Source organism: Flavihumibacter rivuli (assembly GCF_018595685.2).
Classification (GTDB): domain Bacteria; phylum Bacteroidota; class Bacteroidia; order Chitinophagales; family Chitinophagaceae; genus Flavihumibacter; species Flavihumibacter rivuli.
Map to the genome: position 1 here is coordinate 2,357,396 of NZ_CP092334.1, position 23,542 is coordinate 2,380,937.

The window sequence follows — 23,542 nt, forward strand, 5'->3', positions numbered from 1 at the left end:
TAGTCGGGTATCGCTTTTTCATTTAACCCAACTGATATGTCCATTGAACTAGCCAAGACAGATGATATAGCCGAACTGGTAGAACTGGTCAATAGCGCCTACCGCGGGGAACATTCCAAGAAAGGCTGGACCCATGAGGCAGACCTCCTGCAGGGCGGGGTAAGGGTTTTACCGGAAGATGTAAAAGGCATGATCCAATCCACTGAAAGTATTGTCCTGAAATGCCTGGATGACCAGGGTCGGATCATTGGCTGTGTTTATTTGAAAGAAGAAGGTGACCATATCTACCTTGGGATGCTGACGGTCAACCCACTATTACAGGGAGGGGGAATAGGCAAGACATTACTGCAAGCAGCCGAAGCCTATGCATTGGAGAAAAATAAAATAGCCATTGAGATGACGGTGATCAGTGTCCGGGACGAACTGATCAATTGGTATATCCGAAATGGTTATCAACCAACAGGCCGTTCCGCACCATTTCCTTACCGTCCCGGTTATGGCGAACCGAGCCAGGAACTATCTTTCATTGTGCTCAGGAAAGAATTGGCAACTACTTCCACGGCGGACAATACATGATCCCATCAATATTCTTCAGGTCCCTGAACACAATGGAGAACTCCCATGTACTTCTCTTACCGGGAGAGTCCTTGAGTTTAGAGATCAGGACATCATAGGAAAGTCCGAACTGTACTTGCTTATAACTAAATCCCAGGTATGGAACGATCGCGTTCTTTGACCAGTACCAAAGTCCCGCACTCAGGCTTTTGTTGTCCATTTCATCAAGGATCACACCCAGGCCGCCGCCAACAGAAAAGTAACTGGCGGTGGTTTGCCGCTGGTAAATACCATTCGTAGTCAGTACCAACTGGTCATTGAGGTTCTTCTCATAATTGGCATGCACCACAAACCTGGTAGGTAGTCGTTGGTTCTCATCCTCCAGGAATGTTTGCTTGGGTTTATTCAAATGAAAAGCAGCAAAGCCAAGGTCGAAATTGGAATATTCCGTCTGGTAAGAATACGTACCACCTGCACTCATGGACACATAGGGCTTCATGGCCGACAGGGAAGATTCCCCTGTAGGAAGGTTCACATCAAAACCATTCCCCTTGTACTGCTCACCAAATACCACCCTTGTCCAATCCATTCTCCTATGGCCATAGATCAGGCCGAATCCTGCACCGATATAATGCTTGCCATAACCTTCCGCAACGAGGATGTTGTAGGCAACATTGGCAGAGGCATAGGTACTTCTCAATACACCTGCCATGGTCTTATCATACATGAACATGGCCCCCACCCCCAATCGCTGTCCATCGGGAAGCTTTTCCTTCATGATCTTGGCATCACCAGAAATGGTACCGGTCATGTAGGGAGCGGTGGGACCGATCCATTGGTTCCTGAAATTCAGGATCGTCCTCCAATCGCCAATGATATTGCCGGTAAGGGCAGGGTTCACATTCAATGGCGAGGAGAAGAACTGGGAGAAATTGGGATCCTGTGCCTTCGATACGAAAGGCAAGAGGAAAAGAAGAGGCAGTACCACCATCCTCCAACCAGCCATCCTGCAATACGCGATGGAAAGGGGCTGCCCATTAGCCGGGCAGTCCTTTCCATACTTTCTTGTGAATGTCTTCATACTGATCATACTACTGTTTTTATCGTTACCTCATGAGGGCAACAAGTCCGGTTTGTTTGATTACTTCACCATTGATGCCAATACCTTCTGCGGTCCAGGTATAAGTATCGATTGGCTGCAATGCACCTTTATAAGTACCATCCCATCCGGCACCGATCGTCCTGGTTTCATACACCAGTTCACCCCACCTGTTGAACACCCTGAAGTGGTTCAACTGCCTGATGTTAACCGTGAATGGGAATAGTTTATCGTTCCTGCCATCACCATTCGGCGTCCACACAGTGGGCACATGGATAGTTGGCTTGGCACCTGGCTCATTACTGTTGATAATCTCCACGCGCAAGGTGTCAACGGTAACACAACCCGCCTCAGAACGCATTTCTATCTTATACTCGGTACGCTTATCATAGTTGAATACAGGATCAATGATATTATACCTGTTCAATCCCCTTGGCGGGAACCAGTTGAACATATTGTAGTTATCACCGATATTCCTACCCAACAACTGTGTTGGCGTATTCGATGTGGTGAATACCGGAGGCAGGGTCTTACCATCAATCGGGTAAGTGATCCAGATGGTCTTACTCACATTTACAGTATTGGTACAGTTACGATCGCTAACAGAGCTGATCGTGTAAGTAGTCGTCTGTCCTGGCGTCACCTTCAACCTGTATGGACTATTCGCTACATTATTGATAGTGTATTGCTGGCTTCCATCTGAATAAGTGAATGACCATGGTCCCTGTCCCTTGAACCTGATGATAAGTTCAGTGCTCAATCCCAGACAGAGGGAATCAGGTGCTTCAATGCTTACTTCAGGGAGGTCATGGACAGTTACCACAACAGGCCTGATCGTACTACAACCATTACTGTTCACCGCACGGATATAATAGGTTCCTGAAGCACCGATGGCAGAAGGATTCGAGAGAACAGTATTAGCGCTGGCATCCCTCCAGTAACTCAGTGTTATTCCTGGCTCACTGCCAGCAGTAACCGCAGGAAGGGTGATATCAATTGTTGAAGGCTTACAAACCGCTTGCGGGTTCGTAACCACCAATACCGGCTGGTTCCAGATGGTCACCTTAACAGGCTTCACTATTGAACAACCGAATCCATTGACAGCCCTGATATAATAAGTGCCTGACTGGGTGATCCTGTTGGCATTACCCATCGGCTGGGTGGCAGCCTGGTCAAGCCAATAGCTCAATTGCAGGTTGGCATCACTACCTGCAGTAACAGCTGCCATGGTAATATTGATGGTGCCCGGTGCACATACAGGTGCAGGATCGGTTATCACCAATACAGGCTGCGGGTTCACCGTAACAGTTACCGGCTTCACGATGGAACATCCGGTGGAGCCAATGGCCTTGATATAGTAAGTACCAGTACCTACGCTGGCAGGATTCACTAACTGCTGGGTTGCAGCATTGTCCATCCAATAGCTAAGCATCAGGCCGTTCTCACTACCATTGGTCACTGAAGTGTTGGTGAGGTCTACCGTTGCAGGTGCACAAACCACCTGGTTATTCACTACCAGGTTCGGCAGTGCCAGTACAGTCACGGTTACCGGTTTAACGACCGCACAACCAGTTGGGGCCAAGGCTCGGATATAATATACCCCTGCACCAACAGCCGTTGGGTTATTCAATGGTTGTGTAGCAGCAGCATCACGCCAGTAGGAAAGTTGTACATTATTATCACTGCCATCTGTAACCGAAGTCATGGTGAGGTCTACTGTAGCAGGCGCACAAACTGTCTGGTTAGTTGTCAACAGGTTGGGCAGGGCAAGAACAGTTACAGTAACAGGTTCGATCACAAAACATCCGCTTGCGGCTGTTCCCTTAATATAGAAAGTTCCTGTACCAACCGCACTAGGATTAGTAAGCGGCTGCGTTGCATTAGCATCCAGCCAATAACTCAGGGTGAGGTTAGCACTGCTTCCTGCAGTAATGGCAGGTGCAGTCAGGTTCACGGTTCCCGGTGCACAAACCTGCTGGTCATTGGTCAACAGGACAGGCAATGCCAATACCGTAACCTTCACAGGTTTTATCACTTCACAACCATCGGCTGCAACAGCCTTGATGTAGTAGGTGCCAGCGCCTGCCCTTGAAGGATCAGGCATGGACTGGGTAGCATTGGCATCCAGCCAGTAACTGAATACGAGGCCGGCATCGCTACCTGCGGTAACCGCAGCATCAGTAAGGTTAACCGTTCCAGGTGCACAAACCGACTGGTCATTCAGTACCAGGTTGGGAAGAGCCCTGACAGCAACCGTTACCGGCTTGATCACGAAACAACCATTAGCAGCCACACCACGGATATAGTAAGTACCCGCACCTACCTTCGTCGGGTCAGCAAGCGGCTGGGTAGCAGCAGCATCCCTCCAATAGCTGAATGCCAGTCCCGGATCACTACCTGCAGTAATCGCTGCAGTAGTGATATCAACAGTTGCAGGTGAGCATACAGCAGCAGGATCGGTGATAACCATATTGGGCGAGAGCAACTGGTCGATGGTAACAGTTGTCTGGGCGATACAATCAAATCCATCCTTCACCTGGATCGTATAGGTTCCAGCAGGCAAATTGCTGAACACATTACCAGACTGGTAATTCGCGCCACCATCAATACTATACTGGTATGGTGCTTTACCTAGGGTGGCTGTAGCCGTGATGACACCCGTATTCTGACCACATCCAATTACAGGAGCTGTTGCAGAAATTGTTACGGTACAACAGAATTCCTTTCCAAGGGTGATCGCTTCCTGGGCAATACAACCATTGGCATCGATTACAAAGATGGTGTAATCGCCTGCAGCCAGCCCGTTGAACACATTGCCATTCTGGTAATTGTTACCACCATCAATACTGTAGCGATAAGGAGCTGTACCATTTTGTGCAGTAATCGTAATGGAACCGGTCGACTGGCCACAGGATATATCCGGCGCACTAAGCTGGACTGTAATAGTTGAGTTATCCTGACCTACAATGAAATTAGCATCAGCAGCACAACCATTGGCATCTGTTACCTGGACACTATAGGATCCGGCAACAAGGCCATTAATATCCTTGGTAGAAGCCCCATTGTTCCACAGGTAGGTATAGGGAGCCTTGCCACCGGACACATTGATCTCTACCGCACCGATAGCACCGGTACAGGTGGTATTGGTGATAGAGGGGACAATGGTCAGAACAGGGTTATCCTGGCCAACCACGAAATCCCTTGAAGTGGCACATCCATTCAGGTCTGTTATGGTAACTGTATAAGTTCCGGGGGCAAGGTTGCTAATATCCTGTGTGGAAGCCCCGTTGCTCCAGCTATAGGTATAAGGCGCAGTACCACCAGCTACTGTAATATCGATCGATCCATTAATGGCCGTACAAACAGCGTTGATGATGGTGCCAGTAATATTGTAGGTAACATCCGTTGTTTCCACTACCACATCCTGCGAAACCACACAACCATTGGCATCCGTTACGGTAACAGTATAGTTTCCTGCAGCCAGGCCATTGATATCCTTGGTAGTGGCGCCAGTGCTCCACAGGTAAGTGTAAGGAGCTTTACCACCCGTTACATTGATCTCGATCGCACCGATGGTTGCAATACAAGTTGTATTGGTCACCGTAGGTGTAATGGTGAAGGTTGGCGTCACTTGTCCTACCACGATAGCCTTAGTTGCCGTACAACCGTTGGCATCGGTGATGGTCACGGTATAGGTACCCGGAGCCAGGTTAGCCAAATCTTGTGAAGTAGCGCCATTGCTCCAGCTATAGGTATATGGAGCAGCACCACCCGTTACAGTCAGGTCGATCGCACCATTATCAGCCGTACAGATAGAAGCGGTAATCACTTCGGTGATATCCAGTACCACATCGCTGCTGGTAACAGGAATATCCAGGGTAGCCGTACAACCATTGGCATCGGTTACAGTAACCGAGTAAGTTCCAACAGGCAGGCCACTGATATCTTTAGTAGCTGCGCCATTATTCCACAGGTAAGTGTATGGTGCAGTACCAACCGTTACATTGATCTCGATCGCACCGGTTGAACCCACGCAGGTAGTGCTGGTCACAGTAGGTGTGATCGTGAAGGTCGGAGTTTCCTGGCCTACCACGATAGCCTTGGTTGCGGTACAACCGTTGGCATCAGTAATAGTAACCGTATAGGTACCCGGAGCCAAAGCTGACAGGTCTTCAGATGTAGCACCATTGCTCCAGTTATAAGTATACGGAGCTGTACCACCCGCTACAGTCAGGTCGATTGCGCCGTTATCAGCCGTACAGATAGAAGCGGTGATCACTTCTGTGATATCCAGTACCACATCGCTGCTGGTAACAGGAACATCCAGGGTAGCCGTACAACCATTGGCATCGGTTACAGTAACCGTGTAAGTTCCAACAGGCAGGCCACTGATATCCTTGGTAGTAGCACCATTATTCCACAGGTAAGTGTACGGAGCAGTTCCGCCCGTTACATTGATCTCGATCGCACCGGTTGAACCCACGCAGGTAGTGCTGGTCACAGTCGGCGTGATCGTGAAGGTTGGTGTTTCCAGACCTACCACGATGTCCTTGGTTGCGGTACAACCATTGGCATCGGTGATGGTCACGGTATAAGTTCCCGGAGCCAGGTTAGTCAAATCTTGTGAAGTAGCACCATTGCTCCAACTATAAGTATATGGAGAAGCACCACCAGTCACGCTCAGGTCGATCGCACCATTATTGGCAGTACAGATGGAAGCGGTGATGACTTCGGTGATATCCAGTACCACATCGCTGCTGGTGACAGGCACATCCAGGGTAGCCGTACAGCCATTGACATCCGTTACGGTCACCGTATAAGTTCCAACAGGCAGGCCGCTGATATCCTTGGTAGTAGCACCATTATTCCACAAGTAAGTGTATGGCGCTGTACCACCAGTTACATTGATCTCGATCGCACCGGTTGAGCCAACGCAGGTAGTGCTGGTAACTGTAGGTGTGATCGTGAAGATTGGGGTCTCCTGTCCTACCGTAATAGCCTTGGTTGCGGCACAACCATTGGCATCGGTGATGGTCACGGTATAGGTGCCTGGAGCCAGATCAGAAAGGTCTTCTGATGTAGCACCATTGCTCCAGCTATAGGTATACGGAGCAGTTCCACCAGTAACGCTCAGGTCGATCGCACCATTATCGGCAGTACAGATGGAAGCGGTGATGACTTCGGTGATATCCAGTACCACATCGCTGCTGGTGACAGGCACATCCAGGGTAGCGGTACAGCCGTTCGCATCGGTTACTGTAACTGTGTAGGTTCCAACAGGCAGGCCACTGATATCCTTGGTAGTAGCACCATTATTCCACAAGTAAGTGTATGGTGCAGTTCCACCAGTCACAGTGATCTCAATCGCACCTGTAGAACCCACGCAGGTAGTGCTGGTCACAGTAGGCGTGATCGTGAAGGCTGGGGTCTCCTGTCCTACTGTAATTGCCTTGGTTGCGGTACAACCATTGGCATCAGTAATGGTAACCGTATAGGTACCCGGAGCCAAGGCTGACAGGTCTTCTGTTGAAGCACCATTATTCCACAGGTAAGTATACGGAGCTGTACCACCAGTAACGCTCAGGTCGATCGCACCATTATCAGCAGTACAGATAGAAGCAATAATAACTTCCGTGATATCCAGTACCACATCGCTGCTGGTGACAGGCACATCCAGGGTAGCGGTACAGCCGTTCGCATCGGTTACGGTAACCGTGTAGGTTCCAACAGGCAGGCCACTGATATCCTTGGTAGTAGCACCATTATTCCACAAGTAAGTGTATGGTGCAGTTCCACCAGTCACAGTGATCTCAATCGCACCTGTAGAACCCACGCAGGTAGTGCTGGTCACAGTAGGCGTGATCGTGAAGGCTGGGGTCTCCTGTCCTACTGTAATTGCCTTGGTTGCGGTACAACCATTGGCATCAGTAATGGTAACCGTATAGGTACCCGGAGCCAGGTTAGTCAAATCTTGTGAGGTTGCACCATTGCTCCAGCTGTAGGTATACGGAGCTGCACCACCGGACACGCTCAGGTCAATTGCACCATTATCAGCCGTACAGATCGAAGCGGTGATCACTTCCGTAATATCCAATACCACATCGCTGCTGGTAACTGGAACATCAAGGGTAGCGGTACAGCCGTTCGCATCGGTTACGGTCACCGTATAGGTTCCAACAGGCAGGCCACTGATATCCTTGGTAGTAGCACCATTATTCCATAAGTAAGTGTATGGTGCAGTACCACCCGTTACACTGATCTCGATCGCACCGGTAGATCCCACGCAGGTAGTGCTGGTCACAGTAGGGGTGATCGTGAAGGTTGGGGTCTCCTGACCTACCGTAATAGCCTTGGTTGCGGTACAACCATTGGCATCGGTGATGGTCACGGTATAAGATCCAGGAGCAAGATTGGTTAGGTCTTCTGAAGTAGCACCATTGCTCCAGCTATAGGTATACGGTGCAGTACCACCCGTTACAGTCAGGTCGATCGCGCCGTTATCTGCGGTACAAATTGAAGCCGTAATAACTTCAGTAATGGTCAGGTCCTGGTTATCCTGGCCAACCACGATATCCTTGGTCGCGGTACAACCATTGGCATCGGTGATGGTCACGGTATAAGTACCTGGAGCCAGGTCAGATAGGTCTTCTGTTGAAGCACCATTGCTCCAGCTATAAGTGTATGGAGCGGTACCGCCAGTAACGCTAAGGTCGATCGCACCATTATCGGCAGTACAGATGGAAGCGGTGATGACTTCGGTGATATCCAGTACCACATCGCTGCTGGTGACAGGCACATCAAGGGTAGCCGTACAGCCATTGGCATCGGTTACTGTAACTGTATAGGTTCCAACAGGCAGCCCACTGATATCTTTAGTAGTAGCGCCATTATTCCACAGGTAAATGTATGGTGCAGTTCCGCCAGTCACATTGATCTCAATCGCACCGGTTGAACCCACGCAGGTAGTGCTGGTCACAGTCGGCGTGATCGTGAAGGTTGGGGTCTCCTGACCTACCGTGATAGCCTTGGTTGCGGTACAACCATTGGCATCGGTGATGGTCACGGTATAAGTTCCCGGAGCCAGGTTAGTCAAATCTTGTGAAGTAGCACCATTGCTCCAGCTGTAGGTGTATGGAGCAGTTCCACCAGTAACACTCAGGTCAATTGCACCATTATCAGCAGTACAGATCGAAGCGGTAATTACTTCAGTGATGTCCAGTACAACATCGCTGCTGGTGACAGGCACATCCAGGGTAGCCGTACAGCCATTGGCATCGGTTACAGTAACCGTGTACGTTCCAACAGGCAGGCCACTGATATCCTTAGAGGTAGCGCCATTATTCCACAGGTAAGTGTATGGCGCAGTGCCACCCGTTACGTTGATCTCGATCGCACCGGTAGAACCCACGCAGGTAGTGCTGGTAACCGTTGGGGTGATCGTGAAGGTCGGGGTCTCCTGACCTACCACAATAGCCTTGGTCGCGGCACAACCATTAGTATCGGTGATGGTCACGGTATAAGTTCCAGGAGCAAGATTGGCCAGGTCTTCTGAAGTAGCACCATTGTCCCAGTTGTAGGTGTATGGAGCGGTACCACCCGTTACAGTCAGGTCGATTGCGCCGTTATCTGCGGTACAAATTGAAGCCGTAATAACTTCAGTAATGGTCAGGTCCTGGTTATCCTGGCCCACCACGATATCCTTGGTCTCGGTACAGCCATTCGCATCGGTGATGGTAACGGTATAAGATCCAGGGGCCAGATTGGTCAGGTCTTCTGAAGTAGCACCATTGCTCCAGCTATAGTTGTATGGAGCGGTACCACCAGTCACGCTCAGGTCGATAGCACCATTATCAGCAGTACAGATCGAAGCGGTGATCACTTCCGTGATATCCAGTACCACATCGCTGCTGGTAACAGGTATATCCAGGGTGGCCGTACAACCATTGGCATCCGTTACAGTCACCGTATAAGTTCCTACAGGCAGGCCACTGATATCTTTAGTAGCTGCGCCATTATTCCACAGGTAAGTGTACGGAGCAGTACCACCCGTTACGTCGATGGTAATAGCACCAGTTGAACCCACACACAATGTAGTAGTAACGGTTGGCGTAATGGCAATGACCGGATTATCCAAACCTACCACAATATCCTTGGTCGCGGTACAACCATTCGCATCGGTGATGGTCACGGTATAAGATCCAGGAGCCAGGTCAGACAGGTCTTCTGTTGTAGCACCATTGCTCCAGCTATAGGCATAAGGAGCAGTTCCACCAGTAACGCTCAGGTCAATTGCACCATTATCAGCGGTACAGATGGAAGCCGTTATTACTTCCGTAATGGTCAGGTCCTGGTTATCCAGACCCACCACGATATCCTTGGTCGCGGTACAACCATTCGCATCGGTGATGGTAACGGTATAAGTTCCCGGAGCCAGGTCAGACAGGTCTTCTGTAGTAGCACCATTACTCCACAGGTAAGTATACGGAGCAGTACCACCAGTCACGCTCAGGTCGATCGCACCATTATCAGCAGTACAGATCGAAGCGGTAATTACTTCCGTGATATCCAGTACCACATCGCTGCTGGTAATAGGAACATCAAGGGTAGCCGTACAGCCATTGGCATCCGTTACAGTCACAGTGTAGGTTCCAACGGGCAGGCCACTGATATCTTTAGTAGCTGCACCATTATTCCACAGGTAAGTGTACGGAGCAGTTCCGCCTGTTACGTCGATAGTAATGGCACCTGTTGAACCCACACACAAAGTAGTAGTTATGGTTGGCGTGATGGTAATGACCGGATTATCCAGACCTACCACAATATCCTTGGTCGCGGTACAACCGTTGGCATCGGTGATGGTAACAGTATAGGTACCCGGAGCCAAGGCTGACAGGTCTTCTGTGGATGCCCCATTACTCCAGTTATAAGTATAAGGAGCAGTTCCACCAGTAACGCTCAGGTCAATTGCACCATTATCGGCAGTACAGATCGAAGCGGTAATCACTTCCGTGATATCCAGCACCACATCGCTGCTGGTAACAGATATATCCAGGGTAGCCGTACAGCCATTGGCATCCGTTACGGTCACCGTATAAGTTCCAACAGGCAGGCCACTGAGATCTTTAGTAGCTGCGCCATTACTCCACAGGTAAGTGTATGGTGCAGTACCACCCGTTACGTCGATGGTAATGGCACCGGTTGAACCCACACACAAAGTAGTAGTTACGGTTGGCGTGATGGTAATGACCGGATTATCCAGACCCACCACGATATCCTTGGTTGCGGTACAACCATTGGCATCGGTGATGGTCACGGTATAAGTTCCCGGAGCCAGGGCTGACAGGTCTTCTGTTGTAGCACCATTGCTCCAGCTATAGGCATAAGGAGCAGTACCACCGTTTACACTCAGGTCGATCGCACCATTATCAGCAGTACAGATCGAAGCGGTAATCACTTCGGTAATAGTCAGGTCCTGGTTATCCTGGCCAACCACGATATCCTTGGTCGCGGTGCAACCATTCGCATCAGTGATGGTCACGGTATAAGATCCAGGGGCAAGATTGGTCAGGTCTTCGGTAGTAGTACCATTGCTCCAGCTATAGCTATACGGAGCTGTGCCACCGGTTACAGTCAGGTCGATCGTGCCATTATCGGCCGTACAGATCGAAGCCGTAATCACTTCAGTAATGGTCAGGTCCTGGTTATCCTGGCCAACTACGATGTCTTTGGTCGCGGTACAACCATTCGCATCAGTGATGGTCACGGTATAAGTTCCCGGAGCCAAGCCAGACAGGTCTTCTGTAGTAGCACCGTTACTCCAGCTATAGTTATAAGGAGCAGTACCACCGGTTACGCTCAGGTCGATCGCACCATTATCAGCAGTACAGATGGAAGCCGTGATCACTTCAGTGATAGTCAGGTCCTGGTTATCCTGGCCAACTACGATGTCTTTGGTCGCTGTACAACCATTGGCATCGGTGATGGTCACGGTATAAGTTCCCGGAGCCAGGCCAGATAGGTCTTCTGTAATAGCACCATTGCTCCAGCTATAAGTATACGGAGCCGTACCACCGGTTACACTCAGGTCGATCGCACCATTATCAGCCGTACAGATCGAAGCGGTGATCACTTCCGTGATATCCAGCACCACATCGCTGCTGGTAACAGGAACATCCAGGGTAGCCGTACAGCCGTTCGCATCCGTTACAGTCACTGTATAAGTTCCTGCAGGCAGACTACTGATATCCCTGGTAGTAGCTCCATTATTCCATAAGTAACTATAAGGTGCAGTGCCGCTGGTTACATCTATCGCAATCGCTCCGGTTGAACCCACACACAAAGTAGTAGTAACGGTAGGCGTAATGGTAATGATCGGATTATCCAGACCTACTACAATATCCTTGGTAGCAGTACATCCGTTGGCATCGGTGATGGTCACGGTATAAGTTCCCGGAGCCAGGGCTGACAGGTCTTCTGTTATAGCACCATTGCTCCAGCTGTAGGCATACGGAGCCGTACCACCGGTAACGCTCAGGTCGATCGCACCATTATCAGCGGTACAGATGGAAGCCGTAATCACTTCAGTAATGGTCAGGTCCTTGTTATCCTGGCCAACCACGATATCCTTGGTCGCGGTACAACCATTCGCATCGGTGATGGTCACGGTATAAGTTCCCGGAGCCAGGCCAGACAGGTCTTCTGTAATAGCACTATTGCTCCAGCTATAAGTATACGGAGCCGTACCACCGGTTACACTCAGGTCGATCGCACCATTATCAGCGGTACAGATTGAGGCAGTAATTACTTCGGTGATATCCAGTACCACATCGCTGCTGGTAACAGGAACATCCAGGGAAGCAGTACATCCATTGGCATCTGTTACGGTCACGGTATAGGTTCCAACAAGCAGTCCACTGATATCCTTAGTTGCTGATCCATTGCTCCACAGGTAAGTGTATGGTGCAGTACCACCGCTGACTTCAATGGCAATGGCGCCGGATGCACTGGTACATACCGTACTCGTTACGGTTGGATTAATAAGGATCGCTTCCGGAACAATGGTATAGGTATACACCCACTCATAGGTCTGACCAATACAATCCGTGTAGGTCCAGGTATAGGTCTTCACCCCGTTACAAACCGGATCAGCACTCACCACAGGACCAGTCACCACCAGCGGCCTATCACAATTATCGAGCAAGGCAGGAGCCACAGGCACCACCTGGGCTTCAGCCAGGCTGCTCACGGTAGAACCTCCATTGGCTGGCATCACTACAACTGGTGCACCGATGGTATAGGTGAATACCCATTGCTGGCTGGCACCGGCACAATCGGTATAGGTGAAAGTATAGACTTTATCGCCCCCACAAACCGGGTCATCGCCTACTGTTACCGCCGGCACTATTTCCCGGCCACAATTATCCGTTACCACTGGTGCCACAGGCTGGGTAGCTTCGGCCACACATGCCACTACGCGGGTTTCATTGGCAGGAAGTACAAAGGAAGGTGCATTGATGATATAAGTATAGGTCCAAACCTTGCTTACACCTGCACAATCGGTATACGTAAAGGTATACACCTTCTCTCCTGTACACACTGGATCATCGCCAACCGCCACTACAGGTACAATATCCCTTCCGCAATTATCCACTACGGCCGGGGCATCTGGCACCTGTGCATTGGCAATACAGTCCACCGTTGATGAACCATTCGCAGGAAGATCAAATGAAGGCACATTGATGGTATAGGTGAAGGTCCAGGTATGGTCAACATTAGCGCAATCAGTATAAGTGAAGGTATACACCTTCTCCCCAACACATGCAGGGTCATCATTGGCTGTTACGACGGGAATGATCCCGCGACCACAATTATCGGTTACCACAGGAGCTACAGGCTGTACAGCATCGGCCAGACAGGCAACTGAAGCACTTCCATTGGCAGGCAATACAACGGTTGGCTGGTTAACAGTATAGGTGAATGTCCAAACAGAGGCTTCGCCTGAACAGTTCGCATAGGTAAAGGTGAACACCTTCTCGCCAAAGCAAACCGGATCAGCGGATTCCGTCATTACCGGGGTTACAGGGGCGCCACAGGCATCCACCACAACCGGCGCCTGCGGGATCGTGATCTCTGCGATACAATCTACCGTAGCGGCACCATTCGCCGGTAGGGTAAAGGTCGGGATGGGGAAATTATAGGTATAGGTCCAATCCTGGCTCTGGCCTGAACAATCTGTATAAGTAAAGGCATAGGTCTTGCTGCCACCGCATTCAGGATCATCACTGATAACCGGTGCGGAAGGAGCAATGGCCCTGCCACAATTATCGAATACCACAGGAGGCGTAGGCATTACGGCATCTGCCAGACAGTTTACATCGCTGGACACATTGGCAGGAAGCGTAAATACAGGAGCACTGATGGTATAGGTGTAAGTCCATACATAGGACTGGCCATTACAATCGGTATAGGTAAAGGTGTACACCTTATCGCCCGTACATAGTGGATCGGCGCCCTCCGTCATCACTGGCGTGATCGGACGACCGCAATTATCATTCACCACCGGAGGCGTAGGCACGGTAGCATCCGCAACGCAAGCCACGATAGCAGTACCATTGACAGGCAGGGTTACCGTCGGTGCACTGATGGTGTAAGTGTAGGTCCAAACATAAACCTGGCCATTACAATCCGTATAGGTGAAGGTATATACCTTATCACCAGTACATACAGGATCAGCGTTCTCTGTCATCACAGGGGTGATGGGGCGACCGCAATTATCATTGACTACAGGTGCAGTTGGCACAGTAGCATCGGCTACGCAAGCCACGGTAGCAGTACCATTGACAGGCAGGGTTACCGTCGGTGCACTGATGGTATAGGTGTAAGTCCAAACATAGGCCTGACCATTACAATCCGTGTAGGTGAAGGTATACACCTTATCACCGGTACATACAGGATCTGCAGTTTCGGTCATCACCGGTGTGATGGGTCGACCGCAATTATCATTCACTACAGGTACTGTTGGTGCAGTAGCATCGGCCAGACAAGCAACGGTAGAAGAACCATTAGCAGGAAGTGTTACTGTCGGCGCGCTGATGGTATAGGTATAGGTCCACACATAAGACTGGCCGTTACAATCTGTATAGGAAAACGTATATACTTTATCACCGGTACATACAGGATCTGCAGTTTCGGTCATCACCGGTGTGATGGGGCGACCGCAATTATCATTCACTACAGGTGCCGTTGGCACTGTAGCATCGGCCAGACAAGCAACAGTAGCAGTACCATTGGCAGGAAGCACTACGGTTGGCGCACTGATGGTATAGGTATAGGTCCATTCCCTGCTATTACCGGCACAATCGGTATACGTGAAGGTATAGGTCTTCTCCCCTGCACAATCAGGATCGGCAGTCTCGGTCATTACCGGCACAATAGCACGACCGCAATTATCGGTCACAACAGGAGGCTCAGGAACAGCTGCATCCGCCAGACAAGCCACTGTTGAAGCCTCATTAGCAGGCAGGTTGAATACCGGCTGGTTGATGGTATAGGTGAAGGTCCAAACGGCAGGCTGACCGGAGCAATTTGTATAGGTAAAGGTGTAGACCTTAACACCGGCGCAATCCACTGCGTCTGATTCCGTCATTACCGGCACCACCGGATCACCACAATTGTCCACAACAATTGGCGGAACAGGGGCCGTTGCAGCTGCAGGGCAATCCACTGTTGCCTCCCCATTCTGGGGCAAGGTGAAGGTAGGTACGGGGAAATTATAGGTATAGGTCCAGGTCTGCGATTGACCGGAACAGTCGGTATAGACAAAAGCATAGGTCTTGGCTCCACCGCACTCAGGATCTGCACCAATTACCGGGGCAGAAGGAATGATCTGCCTGCCGCAATTGTCGAAGACCACAGGAGGAGTAGGAAGAACCGCATCGGCAACGCAAGCAACCGTTGTTGCCGCATCGGCAGGAAGGGTAAATACAGGCGCACTGATGGTATAGGTGTAAGTCCAAACATAGGCCTGGCCATTACAATCTGTATACGTGAAGGTATACACCTTATCACCGGTACATACAGGATCAGCGCTTTCCGTCATCACTGGTGTGATCGGACGACCGCAATTATCATTGATAACCGGAGCAGTTGGCACAGTAGCATCGGCCAGACAAGCAACAGTAGAAGAACCATTCACAGGCAGTGTTACAGTCGGCGCACTGATGGTATAGGTGTAAGTCCATACATAGGACTGGCCATTACAATCGGTATAGGTAAAGGTGTACACCTTATCGCCCGTACATACTGGATCAGCTCCCTCCGTCATCACAGGGGTGATGGGGCGACCACAATTATCGTTCACCACCGGAGCAGCAGGTGCGATAGCATCAGCAACGCAGGCAACTGTAGCTGTGCCATTTGCAGGCAGGACTACTGTTGGGGCACTGATGGTATAGGTGTAGGTCCATACATAATCCTGGCCGTTACAATCTGTATAGGTGAAGGTATACAGCTTATCACCGGTACATACAGGATCAGCGCTTTCGGTCATCACTGGCGTGATCGGACGACCGCAATTATCATTGATAACCGGGGCAGTTGGCACAGTAGCATCGGTCAGACAAGCAACAGTAGCAGAACCATTCACAGGCAGTGCTACAGTTGGCGCACTGATGGTATACGTATAGGTCCACACATAAGACTGACCATTACAATCAGTATAAGTGAAGGTGTATACTTTATCGCCGGTACATGCAGGATCAGCAGTTTCGGTCATCACGGGATTGATCGGACGACCACAATTATCAGTCACTACCGGAGCAGTAGGTATAGTAGCATCGGCAACGCAGGCAACTGTTGAGGAGCCATTTAAAGGCAGTGTTACCGTCGGCGAACTGATGGTATAGGTATAGGTCCACACATAAGCCTGGCCGTTACAATCTGTATAGGTGAAGGTATATACCTTATCACCGGTACATACAGGATCGGCACTCTCGGTCATCACCGGGGTGATCGCCCGACCGCAATTATCATTTACCACAGGAGCAACAGGCAAGGTAGCATCTGCAAGACAAGCAACCGTAGTAGCACCATTAACAGGCAGCGTTACAGTCGGCGCAGTGATGGTATAAGTAAAGGTCCATACAGCAGGCTGACCAGAACAGTTAGCATATGTGAAGGTATATACCTTCTCCCCTGTACATGCAGGATCTGCGTTCTCGGTCATCACCGGGATCACATCGGCACCGCAATCATCTTTTACAGCAGGAGGTGTTGGCACCACCGCATCAGCCAGACAGGCTATTACAGCGCTTTCGTTGGCCGGCAGGGTAAATACGGGGACAGGAATATTGTAAGTATAGGTCCAGGTCTGGCTCTGGCCGGCACAATCAGTATAAGTGAACGCATAGGTCTTCACGCCGCCGCAATTCGGATCGGCACCAATTACCGGGGCAGAAGGAATGATCTGCCTGCCGCAATTGTCAAACACTACAGGAGGTGCAGGCTGCACCGCATCAGCCACACAGGTTACCGTTGCGTCCACATTGGCTGGAAGGGTAAATACAGGCGCACTGATGGTATAAGTGTAAGTCCACATATAGGCCTGACCATTACAATCCGTATAAGTGAAAGTATACACCTTATCACCAGTACATACAGGATCCGCACTTTCCGTCATCACTGGGGTGATCGGGCGACCGCAATTATCATTTACTAAAGGTGTAGTTGGCACGGTTGCATCAGCAACGCAAGCAACGGTAGCTGTTGCATTAGCAGGAAGCACTACTGTTGGCGCAGATATGGTATAGGTGTAGGTCCAAACATAGGCCTGGCCATTACAATCGGTATACGTAAAGGTGTACACCTTGTCACCTGTACAAACAGGATCCGCACTTACTGTCATCACGGGGGAGATCGGGCGACCGCAATTATCATTCACTACAGGTGCCGTTGGCACTGTAGCATCCGCAACGCAAGCAACGGTAGCTGTAGCATTAGCAGGAAGTACAACTGTTGGTGCAGAGATGGTATAGGTGTAGGTCCAAACATAAGCCTGGCCATTACAATCGGTATACGTAAAGGTGTACACCTTATCACCCGTACAAACAGGATCCGCACTTACAGTCATCACTGGTGAGATCGGGCGACCGCAATTATCATTCACTACAGGTGCGGTTGGAACCGTAGCATCTGCAACACAAGCAACCGTAGAAGATCCATTAGCAGGAAGTGTTACCGTTGGTGCGGAGATGGTATAGGTGTAAGTCCAAACATAGGCCTGACCATTACAATCGGTGTAAGTGAAGGTATACACCTTATCCCCGGTACATACAGGATCAGCACTCTCCGTCATCACCGGTGTGATCGGACGACCGCAGTTATCGTTCACCACGGGGGCAGTTGGAACAGTGGCATCGGCAACACAAGCAACAATAGCAGTTGCATTAGCTGGCAAGCTTACAGTCGGCGCACTGATGGTGTACGTGTAAGTCCAAACATAGGCCTGGCCATTACAATCAATATAGGTGAAGGTATATACCTTATCACCAGAACATACAGGATCAGCACTTTCTGTCATTACGGGCGTGATCGGACGGCCGCAATTATCATTCACCACAGGTGCAGCAGGAACAGTGGCATCCGCAACGCAAGCTACAGTAGCAATCGCATTGGCAGGCAAGCTTACTGTAGGTGCACTAATCGTATAAGTATAGGTCCAAACATAGGCCTGGCCATTACAATCTGTATAAGTGAAGGTATATACCTTTTCACCGGTGCACACAGGATCAGCGTTCTCCGTCATCACCGGGATGATCGGGCGACCGCAATTGTCCTGGATGGCTGGAGCAGTTGGCAGAACGGCATCAGCAAGACAAGCTACAGTAGAAGATCCATTAGCAGGCAGTGTTACTATTGGCGCGCTGATGGTATAGGTAAAGGTCCATACAGCAGGCTGACCGGAACAGTTGGCATAGGTAAAGGTATATACCTTCTCCCCCGCACATGCCGGGTCAGCATTCTCAGTCATCACCGGGATCACATCTGCCCCGCAATCATCTTTCACCGAAGGTGGTGTGGGCACCACTGCATCAGCCAGACAGGCCACTACAGCGGTTTCGTTGGCTGGAAGGGTAAATACGGGGACAGGAATATTATAAATGTAGGTCCAGGTCTGGCTCTGGCCGGCACAGTCAGTATAAATGAACGCATAGGTCTTCACTCCACCGCAATCCGGGTCGGGACTCACCACGGGGGCAGAAGGAATGATCTGTCTGCCACAATTGTCAAACACCACAGGAGGTGTAGGCAACACGGCGTCAGCAACGCAGGTTACAGTATTCGTTGCATTCGCAGGAAGGGTAAATACAGGTGCACTGATGGTATAGGTGTAGGTCCAAACATAGGACTGGCCATTACAATCGGTATACGTGAAGGTATATACCTTATCACCGGTACATACTGGATCAGTACTTTCCGTCATCACCGGGGTGATCGGGCGACCGCAATTATCATTCACCACAGGAGCTGTCGGAACAGTTGCATCCGCAACGCAGGCAACAGTAGCCGTACCATTGGCAGGCAGGGTTACAGTTGGTGCAGAGATGGTATAAGTGAAAGTCCAAACATAAGCCTGGCCATTACAATCGGTATAGGTGAAGGTATACACCTTATCTCCCGTACATACAGGGTCAGCACCTTCCATCATCACAGGAGTGATCGGACGACCGCAATTGTCATTCACCACAGGAGCCGCTGGCAAAGTAGCATCTGCCACGCAGGCAACAGTAGCAGTACCATTGGCAGGAAGGGTTACAGTCGGTGCACTGATGGTATAGGTGTATGTCCAAACGTAAGCCTGGCCATTACAATCAGTATAGGTGAAGGTATATACCTTATCCCCCGTACAAACAGGGTCAGCACTTACAGTCATCACTGGGGTGATCGGACGACCGCAGTTATCGTTCACCACCGGGGCAGTAGGCAAGGTAGCGTCGGCCAGACAAGCAACAGTAGAAGAACCATTCACAGGAAGGGTTACAGTCGGTGCAGAGATGGTATAGGTATAGGTCCAAACGTAGGACTGGCCATTACAATCGGTATAGGTAAAGGTATACACCTTATCCCCGGTACATACTGGGTCAGCACTTTCCGTCATCACCGGAGTGATCGGGCGACCGCAGTTATCATTCACCACAGGAGCCGTTGGTAAAGTAGCATCCGCCACGCAGGCAACAGTAGAAGATCCATTCACAGGCAGCGTGACTGTCGGTGCACTAATGGTATACGTATAGTTCCAAACATAATCCTGGCCATTACAATCGGTATAGGTGAAAGTATACACCTTATCACCGGCACAAACAGGATCGGCACTTTCCGTCATCACCGGAGTGATCGGGCGACCGCAATTATCATTCACCACAGGAGCCGCTGGCAAAGTAGCATCCGCCACACACGCAACAGTAGAAGATCCATTCACAGGCAGGGTTACTGTCGGTGCACTAATGGTATACGTATAGTTCCAAACATAATCCTGGCCATTACAATCGGTATACGTAAAGGAATACACCTTATCACCGGCACAAACAGGATCGGCACTTTCCGTCATCACCGGAGTAATCAGACGACCGCAATTGTCATTCACTACAGGAGCAGTGGGAACAGTAGCGTCGGCCAGACAAGCAACAGTAGAAGAACCATTCACAGGTAGGGTTACTGTCGGAGCACTGATGGTATAAGTGTACGTCCACACATAAGCCTGGCCGTTACAATCGGTGTAAGTGAAGGTGTACACCTTATCACCGGTACATACGGGGTCAGCACTTTCCATCATCACCGGCGTGATCGGGCGACCGCAATTGTCATTCACCACAGGAGCCGTTGGCACAGTAGCATCAGCTACGCAAGCAACAGTAGCAGTTGCATTAGCCGGCAAGCTTACAGTCGGTGCACTGATGGTATAAGTGTACGTCCATACATAAGCCTGGCCATTACAATCGGTATACGTAAAGGTATACACCTTATCTCCCGTACAAACAGGATCAGCGTTCTCCGTCATCACCGGGGTGATCGGACGACCGCAATTATCATTTACCACAGGAGCCGTTGGCACATTAGCATCCGCTACGCAGGCAACAATGGAAGAACCATTGGCAGGCAGTGTTACGGTCGGAGCACTGATGGTATAAGTATAGGTCCATACATAGGCCTGGCCGTTACAATCCGTATACGTGAAGGTATACACCTTATCACCGGTACAAACCGGGTCTGCACCTTCGGTCATCACTGGTGTGATGGGGCGACCGCAATTATCGTTCACCACCGGGGCAGTCGGAACAGTTGCATCCGCCACGCAGGCAACAATAGCAGTTGCATTAGCTGGTAAGCTTACAGACGGTGCACTGATGGTATAAGTGTAGGTCCATACATAGGCCTGGCCGTTACAATCCGTATACGTGAAGGTATACACCTTATCACCGGTACATACCGGATCAGCGTTCTCCGTCATTACAGGAGTGATCGGGCGACCGCAATTATCATTCACTACTGGCGCAGTCGGCACGTTAGCGTCGGCTACGCAAGCCACAATGGAAGAACCATTGGCAGGCAGTGTTACGGTCGGAGCACTGATGGTATAGGTGTAGGTCCATACATAGGACTGGCCGTTACAATCGGTGTAAGTGAAGGTGTACACTTTATCACCCGTACAAACAGGATCTGCACCTTCAGTCATCACTGGGGTGATGGGGCGACCGCAATTATCATTCACCACAGGTGCAGCAGGAACAGTGGCATCCGCAACGCAAGCTACAGTAGCAGTCGCATTGGCAGGCAAGCTTACTGTAGGTACACTAATAGTATAAGTATAGGTCCATACATAAGCCTGGCCGTTGCAATCCGTATAAGTAAAGGTATACACCTTATCACCGGTACATACAGGATCAGCGTTCTCCGTCATCACCGGGGTGATCGGGCGACCGCAATTATCATTGATAACAGGTGCAGTTGGAACGATAGCGTCGGCTACGCAGGCTACAGTAGCAGTTGCACTAGCTGGCAAGCTTACTGTCGGCGCACTGATGGTATAAGTGAAGGTCCAAACGGCTGGCTGGCCGGAGCAGTTGGCATAAGTGAAGGTATATACCTTCTCTCCTGTACATGCCGGGTCTGCATTCTCAGTCATTACCGGGATCACATCTGCCCCGCAATCATCCTTCACTGCAGGAGGTGTTGGCACTACCGCATCGGCCAGACAGGCCACTACCGCTGTTTCGTTGGCAGGCAGGGTAAATACCGGTACAGGAATATTGTAAGTATAGGTCCAGGTTTGGCTCTGGCCGGCACAGTCAGTGTAGGTGAAAGCATAGGTCTTCACCCCACCGCAATCCGGATCGGGACTCACCACAGGGGCAGAAGGAATGATCTGCCTGCCACAATTGTCAAACACCACAGGAGCCACAGGCTGCACCGCATCTGCCACGCAGGTCACTGAAGATGACGCATTGGCTGGTAGCGTAAACACCGGGGCACTGATCGTATAGGTATAGGTCCAGATATAGGACTGACCATTACAATCCGTGTAGGTGAAGGTGTACACTTTATCTCCTGTACATACAGGATCAGCGCCAACAGTCATCACAGGATTGATCGGGCGACCGCAATTATCATTCACCACAGGAGCCGCAGGTACAGTAGCATCCGCAACGCAGGCAACGGTAGCTGTTGCATTAGCAGGAAGCACTACTGTTGGCGCAGATATGGTATAGGTGTAGGTCCAAACATAGGCCTGGCCATTACAATCGGTATACGTAAAGGTGTACACCTTGTCACCTGTACAAACAGGATCCACACTTACAGTCATCACGGGGGAGATCGGACGACCGCAATTGTCATTCACTACAGGTGCGGTTGGAACGGTAGCATCCGCCACGCAGGCAACAGTAGATGAAACATTAGCAGGAAGTGTTACAATTGGTGCGGAGATGGTATAGGTGTAAGTCCAAACATAGGACTGGCCATTACAATCTGTATAGGTGAAAGTATACACCTTATCACCGGTACAAACAGGATCCACACTTACAGTCATCACCGGGGAGATCGGGCGACCGCAATTATCATTCACTACCGGAGCGGTAGGCACAGTAGCATCTGCAACGCAGGCAACAGTAGCAGTTGCATTGGCAGGCAAGCTTACTGTAGGTGCAGTAATAGTATAGGTATAGGTCCAAACATAGGCCTGGCCATTACAATCCGTATAAGTGAAGGTATACACCTTATCACCGGTACATGCCGGATCAGCATTCTCCGTCATCACCGGAATGATCGGACGACCACAATTATCATTTACCAACGGAGCTGCAGGCACAGTTGCATCAGCAACGCAAGCAACAGTAGCAGCACCATTGGCAGGAAGGGTTACAGTCGGTGCACTGATGGTATAGGTGTAGGTCCATACGTAAGACTGACCATTACAATCGGTGTAAGTGAAGGTATACACCTTATCCCCCGTACAAACAGGGTCAGCACTTACAGTCATCACTGGGGTGATCGGACGACCACAATTATCATTGATAACCGGGGCAGTTGGCACAGTAGCATCTGCAAGGCAGGCAACAGTAGCCGTTGCATTGGCAGGCAAGCTTACTGTAGGTGCAGTAATAGTATAAGTATAGGTCCAAACATATGCCTGGCCATTACAATCCGTATAAGTGAAGGTATACACCTTATCACCGGTACACCCCGGATCAGCACTTACAGTCATCACTGGTGTGATGGGTCGACCGCAATTATCATTTACCACCGGGGCAGCAGGCACGGTAGCATCTGCAACGCAGGCAACTGTAGCGGTACCATTGGCAGGCAGGGTTACAGTTGGTGCACTGATGGTATACG

The 23,542-nt window shown here is 50.3% G+C and carries 3 protein-coding genes and 85 pseudogenes; 1 reads left to right on the plus strand and 87 read right to left on the minus strand.

Annotated features, from left to right (window positions below; genetic code table 11):
• Window positions 1-36: 36 nt before the first annotated feature.
• Complete coding sequence (locus KJS94_RS10360; protein WP_214447303.1) at window positions 37-576, plus strand: GNAT family N-acetyltransferase; 540 nt, start codon at window positions 37-39, stop codon at window positions 574-576.
• On the opposite strand, the gene KJS94_RS10365 is transcribed toward KJS94_RS10360, so the two are convergent.
• The 87 genes and pseudogenes from KJS94_RS10365 to KJS94_RS18685 all read right to left on the minus strand — a co-directional run.
• The gene (locus KJS94_RS10365) at window positions 551-1,636 is read right to left on the minus strand and encodes a PorP/SprF family type IX secretion system membrane protein (RefSeq protein WP_214447302.1); all 1,086 of its coding nucleotides are present in this window, start codon (window positions 1,634-1,636) and stop codon (window positions 551-553) included. The genes KJS94_RS10360 and KJS94_RS10365 overlap by 26 nt on opposite strands.
• A 25-nt stretch (window positions 1,637-1,661) precedes the next feature.
• Window positions 1,662-3,359, minus strand: coding sequence for a T9SS type B sorting domain-containing protein (locus KJS94_RS18240; RefSeq protein WP_369806995.1), 1,698 nt, complete (start codon window positions 3,357-3,359; stop codon window positions 1,662-1,664).
• Window positions 3,360-4,493: 1,134 nt separating this feature from the next.
• Window positions 4,494-4,727: pseudogene (locus KJS94_RS18265) on the minus strand (hypothetical protein); the annotation flags it as partial.
• A pseudogene (locus tag KJS94_RS18270) lies at window positions 4,722-4,847 on the minus strand (hypothetical protein); the annotation flags it as partial. The pseudogenes KJS94_RS18270 and KJS94_RS18265, both read right to left, overlap by 6 nt.
• A 99-nt stretch (window positions 4,848-4,946) precedes the next feature.
• Window positions 4,947-5,090 (minus strand): annotated as a pseudogene (locus KJS94_RS18275) (hypothetical protein); the annotation flags it as partial.
• A gap of 78 nt (window positions 5,091-5,168) precedes the next feature.
• Window positions 5,169-5,342: pseudogene (locus KJS94_RS18280) on the minus strand (hypothetical protein); the annotation flags it as partial.
• Between the two features lie 51 nt (window positions 5,343-5,393).
• A pseudogene (locus tag KJS94_RS18285) lies at window positions 5,394-5,504 on the minus strand (SprB repeat-containing protein); the annotation flags it as partial.
• A gap of 117 nt (window positions 5,505-5,621) precedes the next feature.
• Window positions 5,622-5,747, minus strand: a pseudogene (locus KJS94_RS18290) (hypothetical protein); the annotation flags it as partial.
• 96 nt (window positions 5,748-5,843) lie between these two features.
• Window positions 5,844-5,954, minus strand: a pseudogene (locus tag KJS94_RS18295) (SprB repeat-containing protein); the annotation flags it as partial.
• A 114-nt stretch (window positions 5,955-6,068) separates the two neighbouring features.
• A pseudogene (locus KJS94_RS18300) lies at window positions 6,069-6,242 on the minus strand (SprB repeat-containing protein); the annotation flags it as partial.
• A gap of 51 nt (window positions 6,243-6,293) precedes the next feature.
• Window positions 6,294-6,467: pseudogene (locus KJS94_RS18305) on the minus strand (hypothetical protein); the annotation flags it as partial.
• A gap of 51 nt (window positions 6,468-6,518) precedes the next feature.
• Window positions 6,519-6,692: pseudogene (locus KJS94_RS18310) on the minus strand (SprB repeat-containing protein); the annotation flags it as partial.
• A gap of 51 nt (window positions 6,693-6,743) precedes the next feature.
• A pseudogene (locus KJS94_RS18315) lies at window positions 6,744-6,875 on the minus strand (SprB repeat-containing protein); the annotation flags it as partial.
• A gap of 93 nt (window positions 6,876-6,968) precedes the next feature.
• Window positions 6,969-7,055, minus strand: a pseudogene (locus KJS94_RS18320) (hypothetical protein); the annotation flags it as partial.
• Window positions 7,056-7,196: 141 nt separating this feature from the next.
• Window positions 7,197-7,325 (minus strand): annotated as a pseudogene (locus KJS94_RS18325) (SprB repeat-containing protein); the annotation flags it as partial.
• Between the two features lie 93 nt (window positions 7,326-7,418).
• Window positions 7,419-7,505, minus strand: a pseudogene (locus KJS94_RS18330) (hypothetical protein); the annotation flags it as partial.
• A gap of 138 nt (window positions 7,506-7,643) precedes the next feature.
• Window positions 7,644-7,817: pseudogene (locus KJS94_RS18335) on the minus strand (SprB repeat-containing protein); the annotation flags it as partial.
• 51 nt (window positions 7,818-7,868) lie between these two features.
• Window positions 7,869-8,042: pseudogene (locus KJS94_RS18340) on the minus strand (SprB repeat-containing protein); the annotation flags it as partial.
• Window positions 8,043-8,093: 51 nt separating this feature from the next.
• Window positions 8,094-8,267: pseudogene (locus KJS94_RS18345) on the minus strand (SprB repeat-containing protein); the annotation flags it as partial.
• A gap of 54 nt (window positions 8,268-8,321) precedes the next feature.
• Window positions 8,322-8,450: pseudogene (locus KJS94_RS18350) on the minus strand (SprB repeat-containing protein); the annotation flags it as partial.
• Window positions 8,451-8,543: 93 nt separating this feature from the next.
• Window positions 8,544-8,717 (minus strand): annotated as a pseudogene (locus KJS94_RS18355) (hypothetical protein); the annotation flags it as partial.
• 51 nt (window positions 8,718-8,768) lie between these two features.
• A pseudogene (locus KJS94_RS18360) lies at window positions 8,769-8,900 on the minus strand (SprB repeat-containing protein); the annotation flags it as partial.
• 93 nt (window positions 8,901-8,993) lie between these two features.
• A pseudogene (locus KJS94_RS18365) lies at window positions 8,994-9,167 on the minus strand (SprB repeat-containing protein); the annotation flags it as partial.
• A gap of 51 nt (window positions 9,168-9,218) precedes the next feature.
• Window positions 9,219-9,347 (minus strand): annotated as a pseudogene (locus KJS94_RS18370) (SprB repeat-containing protein); the annotation flags it as partial.
• A gap of 96 nt (window positions 9,348-9,443) precedes the next feature.
• Window positions 9,444-9,617: pseudogene (locus KJS94_RS18375) on the minus strand (hypothetical protein); the annotation flags it as partial.
• A 54-nt stretch (window positions 9,618-9,671) separates the two neighbouring features.
• Window positions 9,672-9,842, minus strand: a pseudogene (locus tag KJS94_RS18380) (hypothetical protein); the annotation flags it as partial.
• Between the two features lie 51 nt (window positions 9,843-9,893).
• Window positions 9,894-10,022: pseudogene (locus tag KJS94_RS18385) on the minus strand (SprB repeat-containing protein); the annotation flags it as partial.
• Window positions 10,023-10,118: 96 nt separating this feature from the next.
• Window positions 10,119-10,292, minus strand: a pseudogene (locus KJS94_RS18390) (SprB repeat-containing protein); the annotation flags it as partial.
• 54 nt (window positions 10,293-10,346) lie between these two features.
• Window positions 10,347-10,472 (minus strand): annotated as a pseudogene (locus tag KJS94_RS18395) (SprB repeat-containing protein); the annotation flags it as partial.
• Between the two features lie 99 nt (window positions 10,473-10,571).
• Window positions 10,572-10,742 (minus strand): annotated as a pseudogene (locus KJS94_RS18400) (hypothetical protein); the annotation flags it as partial.
• A gap of 54 nt (window positions 10,743-10,796) precedes the next feature.
• A pseudogene (locus KJS94_RS18405) lies at window positions 10,797-10,967 on the minus strand (SprB repeat-containing protein); the annotation flags it as partial.
• A 51-nt stretch (window positions 10,968-11,018) separates the two neighbouring features.
• Window positions 11,019-11,192, minus strand: a pseudogene (locus KJS94_RS18410) (hypothetical protein); the annotation flags it as partial.
• 51 nt (window positions 11,193-11,243) lie between these two features.
• Window positions 11,244-11,417, minus strand: a pseudogene (locus KJS94_RS18415) (SprB repeat-containing protein); the annotation flags it as partial.
• Between the two features lie 51 nt (window positions 11,418-11,468).
• Window positions 11,469-11,642 (minus strand): annotated as a pseudogene (locus KJS94_RS18420) (hypothetical protein); the annotation flags it as partial.
• A 54-nt stretch (window positions 11,643-11,696) separates the two neighbouring features.
• Window positions 11,697-11,867 (minus strand): annotated as a pseudogene (locus KJS94_RS18425) (SprB repeat-containing protein); the annotation flags it as partial.
• Window positions 11,868-11,918: 51 nt separating this feature from the next.
• Window positions 11,919-12,092 (minus strand): annotated as a pseudogene (locus KJS94_RS18430) (hypothetical protein); the annotation flags it as partial.
• Window positions 12,093-12,146: 54 nt separating this feature from the next.
• A pseudogene (locus KJS94_RS18435) lies at window positions 12,147-12,317 on the minus strand (hypothetical protein); the annotation flags it as partial.
• Window positions 12,318-12,371: 54 nt separating this feature from the next.
• A pseudogene (locus tag KJS94_RS18440) lies at window positions 12,372-12,542 on the minus strand (SprB repeat-containing protein); the annotation flags it as partial.
• Between the two features lie 54 nt (window positions 12,543-12,596).
• Window positions 12,597-12,728, minus strand: a pseudogene (locus tag KJS94_RS18445) (hypothetical protein); the annotation flags it as partial.
• A pseudogene (locus KJS94_RS18450) lies at window positions 12,723-12,923 on the minus strand (HYR-like domain-containing protein); the annotation flags it as partial. The pseudogenes KJS94_RS18445 and KJS94_RS18450, both read right to left, overlap by 6 nt.
• A gap of 30 nt (window positions 12,924-12,953) precedes the next feature.
• A pseudogene (locus KJS94_RS18455) lies at window positions 12,954-13,172 on the minus strand (HYR-like domain-containing protein); the annotation flags it as partial.
• Window positions 13,173-13,178: 6 nt separating this feature from the next.
• Window positions 13,179-13,388 (minus strand): annotated as a pseudogene (locus tag KJS94_RS18460) (HYR-like domain-containing protein); the annotation flags it as partial.
• A 15-nt stretch (window positions 13,389-13,403) separates the two neighbouring features.
• A pseudogene (locus KJS94_RS18465) lies at window positions 13,404-13,598 on the minus strand (HYR-like domain-containing protein); the annotation flags it as partial.
• 30 nt (window positions 13,599-13,628) lie between these two features.
• Window positions 13,629-13,838: pseudogene (locus KJS94_RS18470) on the minus strand (HYR-like domain-containing protein); the annotation flags it as partial.
• Window positions 13,839-13,856: 18 nt separating this feature from the next.
• A pseudogene (locus KJS94_RS18475) lies at window positions 13,857-14,072 on the minus strand (HYR-like domain-containing protein); the annotation flags it as partial.
• A gap of 9 nt (window positions 14,073-14,081) precedes the next feature.
• Window positions 14,082-14,297 (minus strand): annotated as a pseudogene (locus tag KJS94_RS18480) (HYR-like domain-containing protein); the annotation flags it as partial.
• Window positions 14,298-14,306: 9 nt separating this feature from the next.
• Window positions 14,307-14,522, minus strand: a pseudogene (locus KJS94_RS18485) (HYR-like domain-containing protein); the annotation flags it as partial.
• A gap of 9 nt (window positions 14,523-14,531) precedes the next feature.
• Window positions 14,532-14,768 (minus strand): annotated as a pseudogene (locus KJS94_RS18490) (HYR-like domain-containing protein); the annotation flags it as partial.
• Window positions 14,757-14,954, minus strand: a pseudogene (locus KJS94_RS18495) (HYR-like domain-containing protein); the annotation flags it as partial. The pseudogenes KJS94_RS18490 and KJS94_RS18495, both read right to left, overlap by 12 nt.
• A 27-nt stretch (window positions 14,955-14,981) precedes the next feature.
• Window positions 14,982-15,197, minus strand: a pseudogene (locus KJS94_RS18500) (HYR-like domain-containing protein); the annotation flags it as partial.
• A gap of 9 nt (window positions 15,198-15,206) precedes the next feature.
• A pseudogene (locus tag KJS94_RS18505) lies at window positions 15,207-15,401 on the minus strand (HYR-like domain-containing protein); the annotation flags it as partial.
• A 33-nt stretch (window positions 15,402-15,434) separates the two neighbouring features.
• Window positions 15,435-15,650 (minus strand): annotated as a pseudogene (locus tag KJS94_RS18510) (HYR-like domain-containing protein); the annotation flags it as partial.
• Between the two features lie 9 nt (window positions 15,651-15,659).
• Window positions 15,660-15,848: pseudogene (locus KJS94_RS18515) on the minus strand (HYR-like domain-containing protein); the annotation flags it as partial.
• 36 nt (window positions 15,849-15,884) lie between these two features.
• Window positions 15,885-16,100 (minus strand): annotated as a pseudogene (locus KJS94_RS18520) (HYR-like domain-containing protein); the annotation flags it as partial.
• Between the two features lie 9 nt (window positions 16,101-16,109).
• Window positions 16,110-16,346: pseudogene (locus KJS94_RS18525) on the minus strand (HYR-like domain-containing protein); the annotation flags it as partial.
• Window positions 16,335-16,571 (minus strand): annotated as a pseudogene (locus tag KJS94_RS18530) (HYR-like domain-containing protein); the annotation flags it as partial. The pseudogenes KJS94_RS18525 and KJS94_RS18530, both read right to left, overlap by 12 nt.
• A pseudogene (locus tag KJS94_RS18535) lies at window positions 16,560-16,775 on the minus strand (HYR-like domain-containing protein); the annotation flags it as partial. The pseudogenes KJS94_RS18535 and KJS94_RS18530, both read right to left, overlap by 12 nt.
• Window positions 16,776-16,784: 9 nt before the next feature.
• Window positions 16,785-17,000, minus strand: a pseudogene (locus tag KJS94_RS18540) (HYR-like domain-containing protein); the annotation flags it as partial.
• A gap of 9 nt (window positions 17,001-17,009) precedes the next feature.
• Window positions 17,010-17,249, minus strand: a pseudogene (locus KJS94_RS18545) (HYR-like domain-containing protein); the annotation flags it as partial.
• A pseudogene (locus KJS94_RS18550) lies at window positions 17,238-17,435 on the minus strand (HYR-like domain-containing protein); the annotation flags it as partial. The pseudogenes KJS94_RS18550 and KJS94_RS18545, both read right to left, overlap by 12 nt.
• 27 nt (window positions 17,436-17,462) lie before the next feature.
• Window positions 17,463-17,678 (minus strand): annotated as a pseudogene (locus KJS94_RS18555) (HYR-like domain-containing protein); the annotation flags it as partial.
• Between the two features lie 9 nt (window positions 17,679-17,687).
• A pseudogene (locus KJS94_RS18560) lies at window positions 17,688-17,903 on the minus strand (HYR-like domain-containing protein); the annotation flags it as partial.
• Between the two features lie 9 nt (window positions 17,904-17,912).
• Window positions 17,913-18,107, minus strand: a pseudogene (locus KJS94_RS18565) (HYR-like domain-containing protein); the annotation flags it as partial.
• A gap of 30 nt (window positions 18,108-18,137) precedes the next feature.
• Window positions 18,138-18,332, minus strand: a pseudogene (locus tag KJS94_RS18570) (HYR-like domain-containing protein); the annotation flags it as partial.
• A gap of 30 nt (window positions 18,333-18,362) precedes the next feature.
• Window positions 18,363-18,578, minus strand: a pseudogene (locus tag KJS94_RS18575) (HYR-like domain-containing protein); the annotation flags it as partial.
• A gap of 9 nt (window positions 18,579-18,587) precedes the next feature.
• Window positions 18,588-18,812, minus strand: a pseudogene (locus KJS94_RS18580) (HYR-like domain-containing protein); the annotation flags it as partial.
• Window positions 18,813-19,031, minus strand: a pseudogene (locus KJS94_RS18585) (HYR-like domain-containing protein); the annotation flags it as partial.
• A gap of 9 nt (window positions 19,032-19,040) precedes the next feature.
• A pseudogene (locus KJS94_RS18590) lies at window positions 19,041-19,256 on the minus strand (HYR-like domain-containing protein); the annotation flags it as partial.
• A 9-nt stretch (window positions 19,257-19,265) separates the two neighbouring features.
• Window positions 19,266-19,481, minus strand: a pseudogene (locus tag KJS94_RS18595) (HYR-like domain-containing protein); the annotation flags it as partial.
• Window positions 19,482-19,490: 9 nt separating this feature from the next.
• Window positions 19,491-19,679: pseudogene (locus tag KJS94_RS18600) on the minus strand (HYR-like domain-containing protein); the annotation flags it as partial.
• Between the two features lie 36 nt (window positions 19,680-19,715).
• Window positions 19,716-19,904 (minus strand): annotated as a pseudogene (locus tag KJS94_RS18605) (HYR-like domain-containing protein); the annotation flags it as partial.
• 36 nt (window positions 19,905-19,940) lie between these two features.
• Window positions 19,941-20,129: pseudogene (locus KJS94_RS18610) on the minus strand (HYR-like domain-containing protein); the annotation flags it as partial.
• A 36-nt stretch (window positions 20,130-20,165) separates the two neighbouring features.
• Window positions 20,166-20,402 (minus strand): annotated as a pseudogene (locus tag KJS94_RS18615) (HYR-like domain-containing protein); the annotation flags it as partial.
• A pseudogene (locus tag KJS94_RS18620) lies at window positions 20,391-20,585 on the minus strand (HYR-like domain-containing protein); the annotation flags it as partial. The pseudogenes KJS94_RS18615 and KJS94_RS18620, both read right to left, overlap by 12 nt.
• Before the next feature lie 30 nt (window positions 20,586-20,615).
• Window positions 20,616-20,831, minus strand: a pseudogene (locus KJS94_RS18625) (HYR-like domain-containing protein); the annotation flags it as partial.
• Between the two features lie 9 nt (window positions 20,832-20,840).
• Window positions 20,841-21,056 (minus strand): annotated as a pseudogene (locus tag KJS94_RS18630) (HYR-like domain-containing protein); the annotation flags it as partial.
• Between the two features lie 9 nt (window positions 21,057-21,065).
• A pseudogene (locus KJS94_RS18635) lies at window positions 21,066-21,281 on the minus strand (HYR-like domain-containing protein); the annotation flags it as partial.
• 9 nt (window positions 21,282-21,290) lie between these two features.
• A pseudogene (locus tag KJS94_RS18640) lies at window positions 21,291-21,485 on the minus strand (HYR-like domain-containing protein); the annotation flags it as partial.
• Window positions 21,486-21,515: 30 nt separating this feature from the next.
• Window positions 21,516-21,710: pseudogene (locus tag KJS94_RS18645) on the minus strand (HYR-like domain-containing protein); the annotation flags it as partial.
• A gap of 30 nt (window positions 21,711-21,740) precedes the next feature.
• Window positions 21,741-21,956: pseudogene (locus KJS94_RS18650) on the minus strand (HYR-like domain-containing protein); the annotation flags it as partial.
• Between the two features lie 9 nt (window positions 21,957-21,965).
• Window positions 21,966-22,172, minus strand: a pseudogene (locus tag KJS94_RS18655) (HYR-like domain-containing protein); the annotation flags it as partial.
• A 21-nt stretch (window positions 22,173-22,193) separates the two neighbouring features.
• Window positions 22,194-22,391: pseudogene (locus KJS94_RS18660) on the minus strand (HYR-like domain-containing protein); the annotation flags it as partial.
• A 27-nt stretch (window positions 22,392-22,418) separates the two neighbouring features.
• A pseudogene (locus KJS94_RS18665) lies at window positions 22,419-22,634 on the minus strand (HYR-like domain-containing protein); the annotation flags it as partial.
• Window positions 22,635-22,643: 9 nt separating this feature from the next.
• A pseudogene (locus KJS94_RS18670) lies at window positions 22,644-22,838 on the minus strand (HYR-like domain-containing protein); the annotation flags it as partial.
• 30 nt (window positions 22,839-22,868) lie between these two features.
• A pseudogene (locus KJS94_RS18675) lies at window positions 22,869-23,084 on the minus strand (HYR-like domain-containing protein); the annotation flags it as partial.
• 9 nt (window positions 23,085-23,093) lie between these two features.
• Window positions 23,094-23,288, minus strand: a pseudogene (locus KJS94_RS18680) (HYR-like domain-containing protein); the annotation flags it as partial.
• 30 nt (window positions 23,289-23,318) lie between these two features.
• Window positions 23,319-23,534, minus strand: a pseudogene (locus tag KJS94_RS18685) (HYR-like domain-containing protein); the annotation flags it as partial.
• Window positions 23,535-23,542 lie beyond the last annotated feature (8 nt).

Coding starts and splice junctions, on each gene's coding strand:
- KJS94_RS10360 (WP_214447303.1), top strand. CDS start 37: ATGTCCATTGAACTAGCCAAGACAGATGATATAGCCGAACTGGTAGAA.
- KJS94_RS18240 (WP_369806995.1), bottom strand. CDS start 3,359: ATGACTTCGGTTACAGATGGCAGTGATAATAATGTACAACTTTCCTAC.
- KJS94_RS10365 (WP_214447302.1), bottom strand. CDS start 1,636: ATGAAGACATTCACAAGAAAGTATGGAAAGGACTGCCCGGCTAATGGG.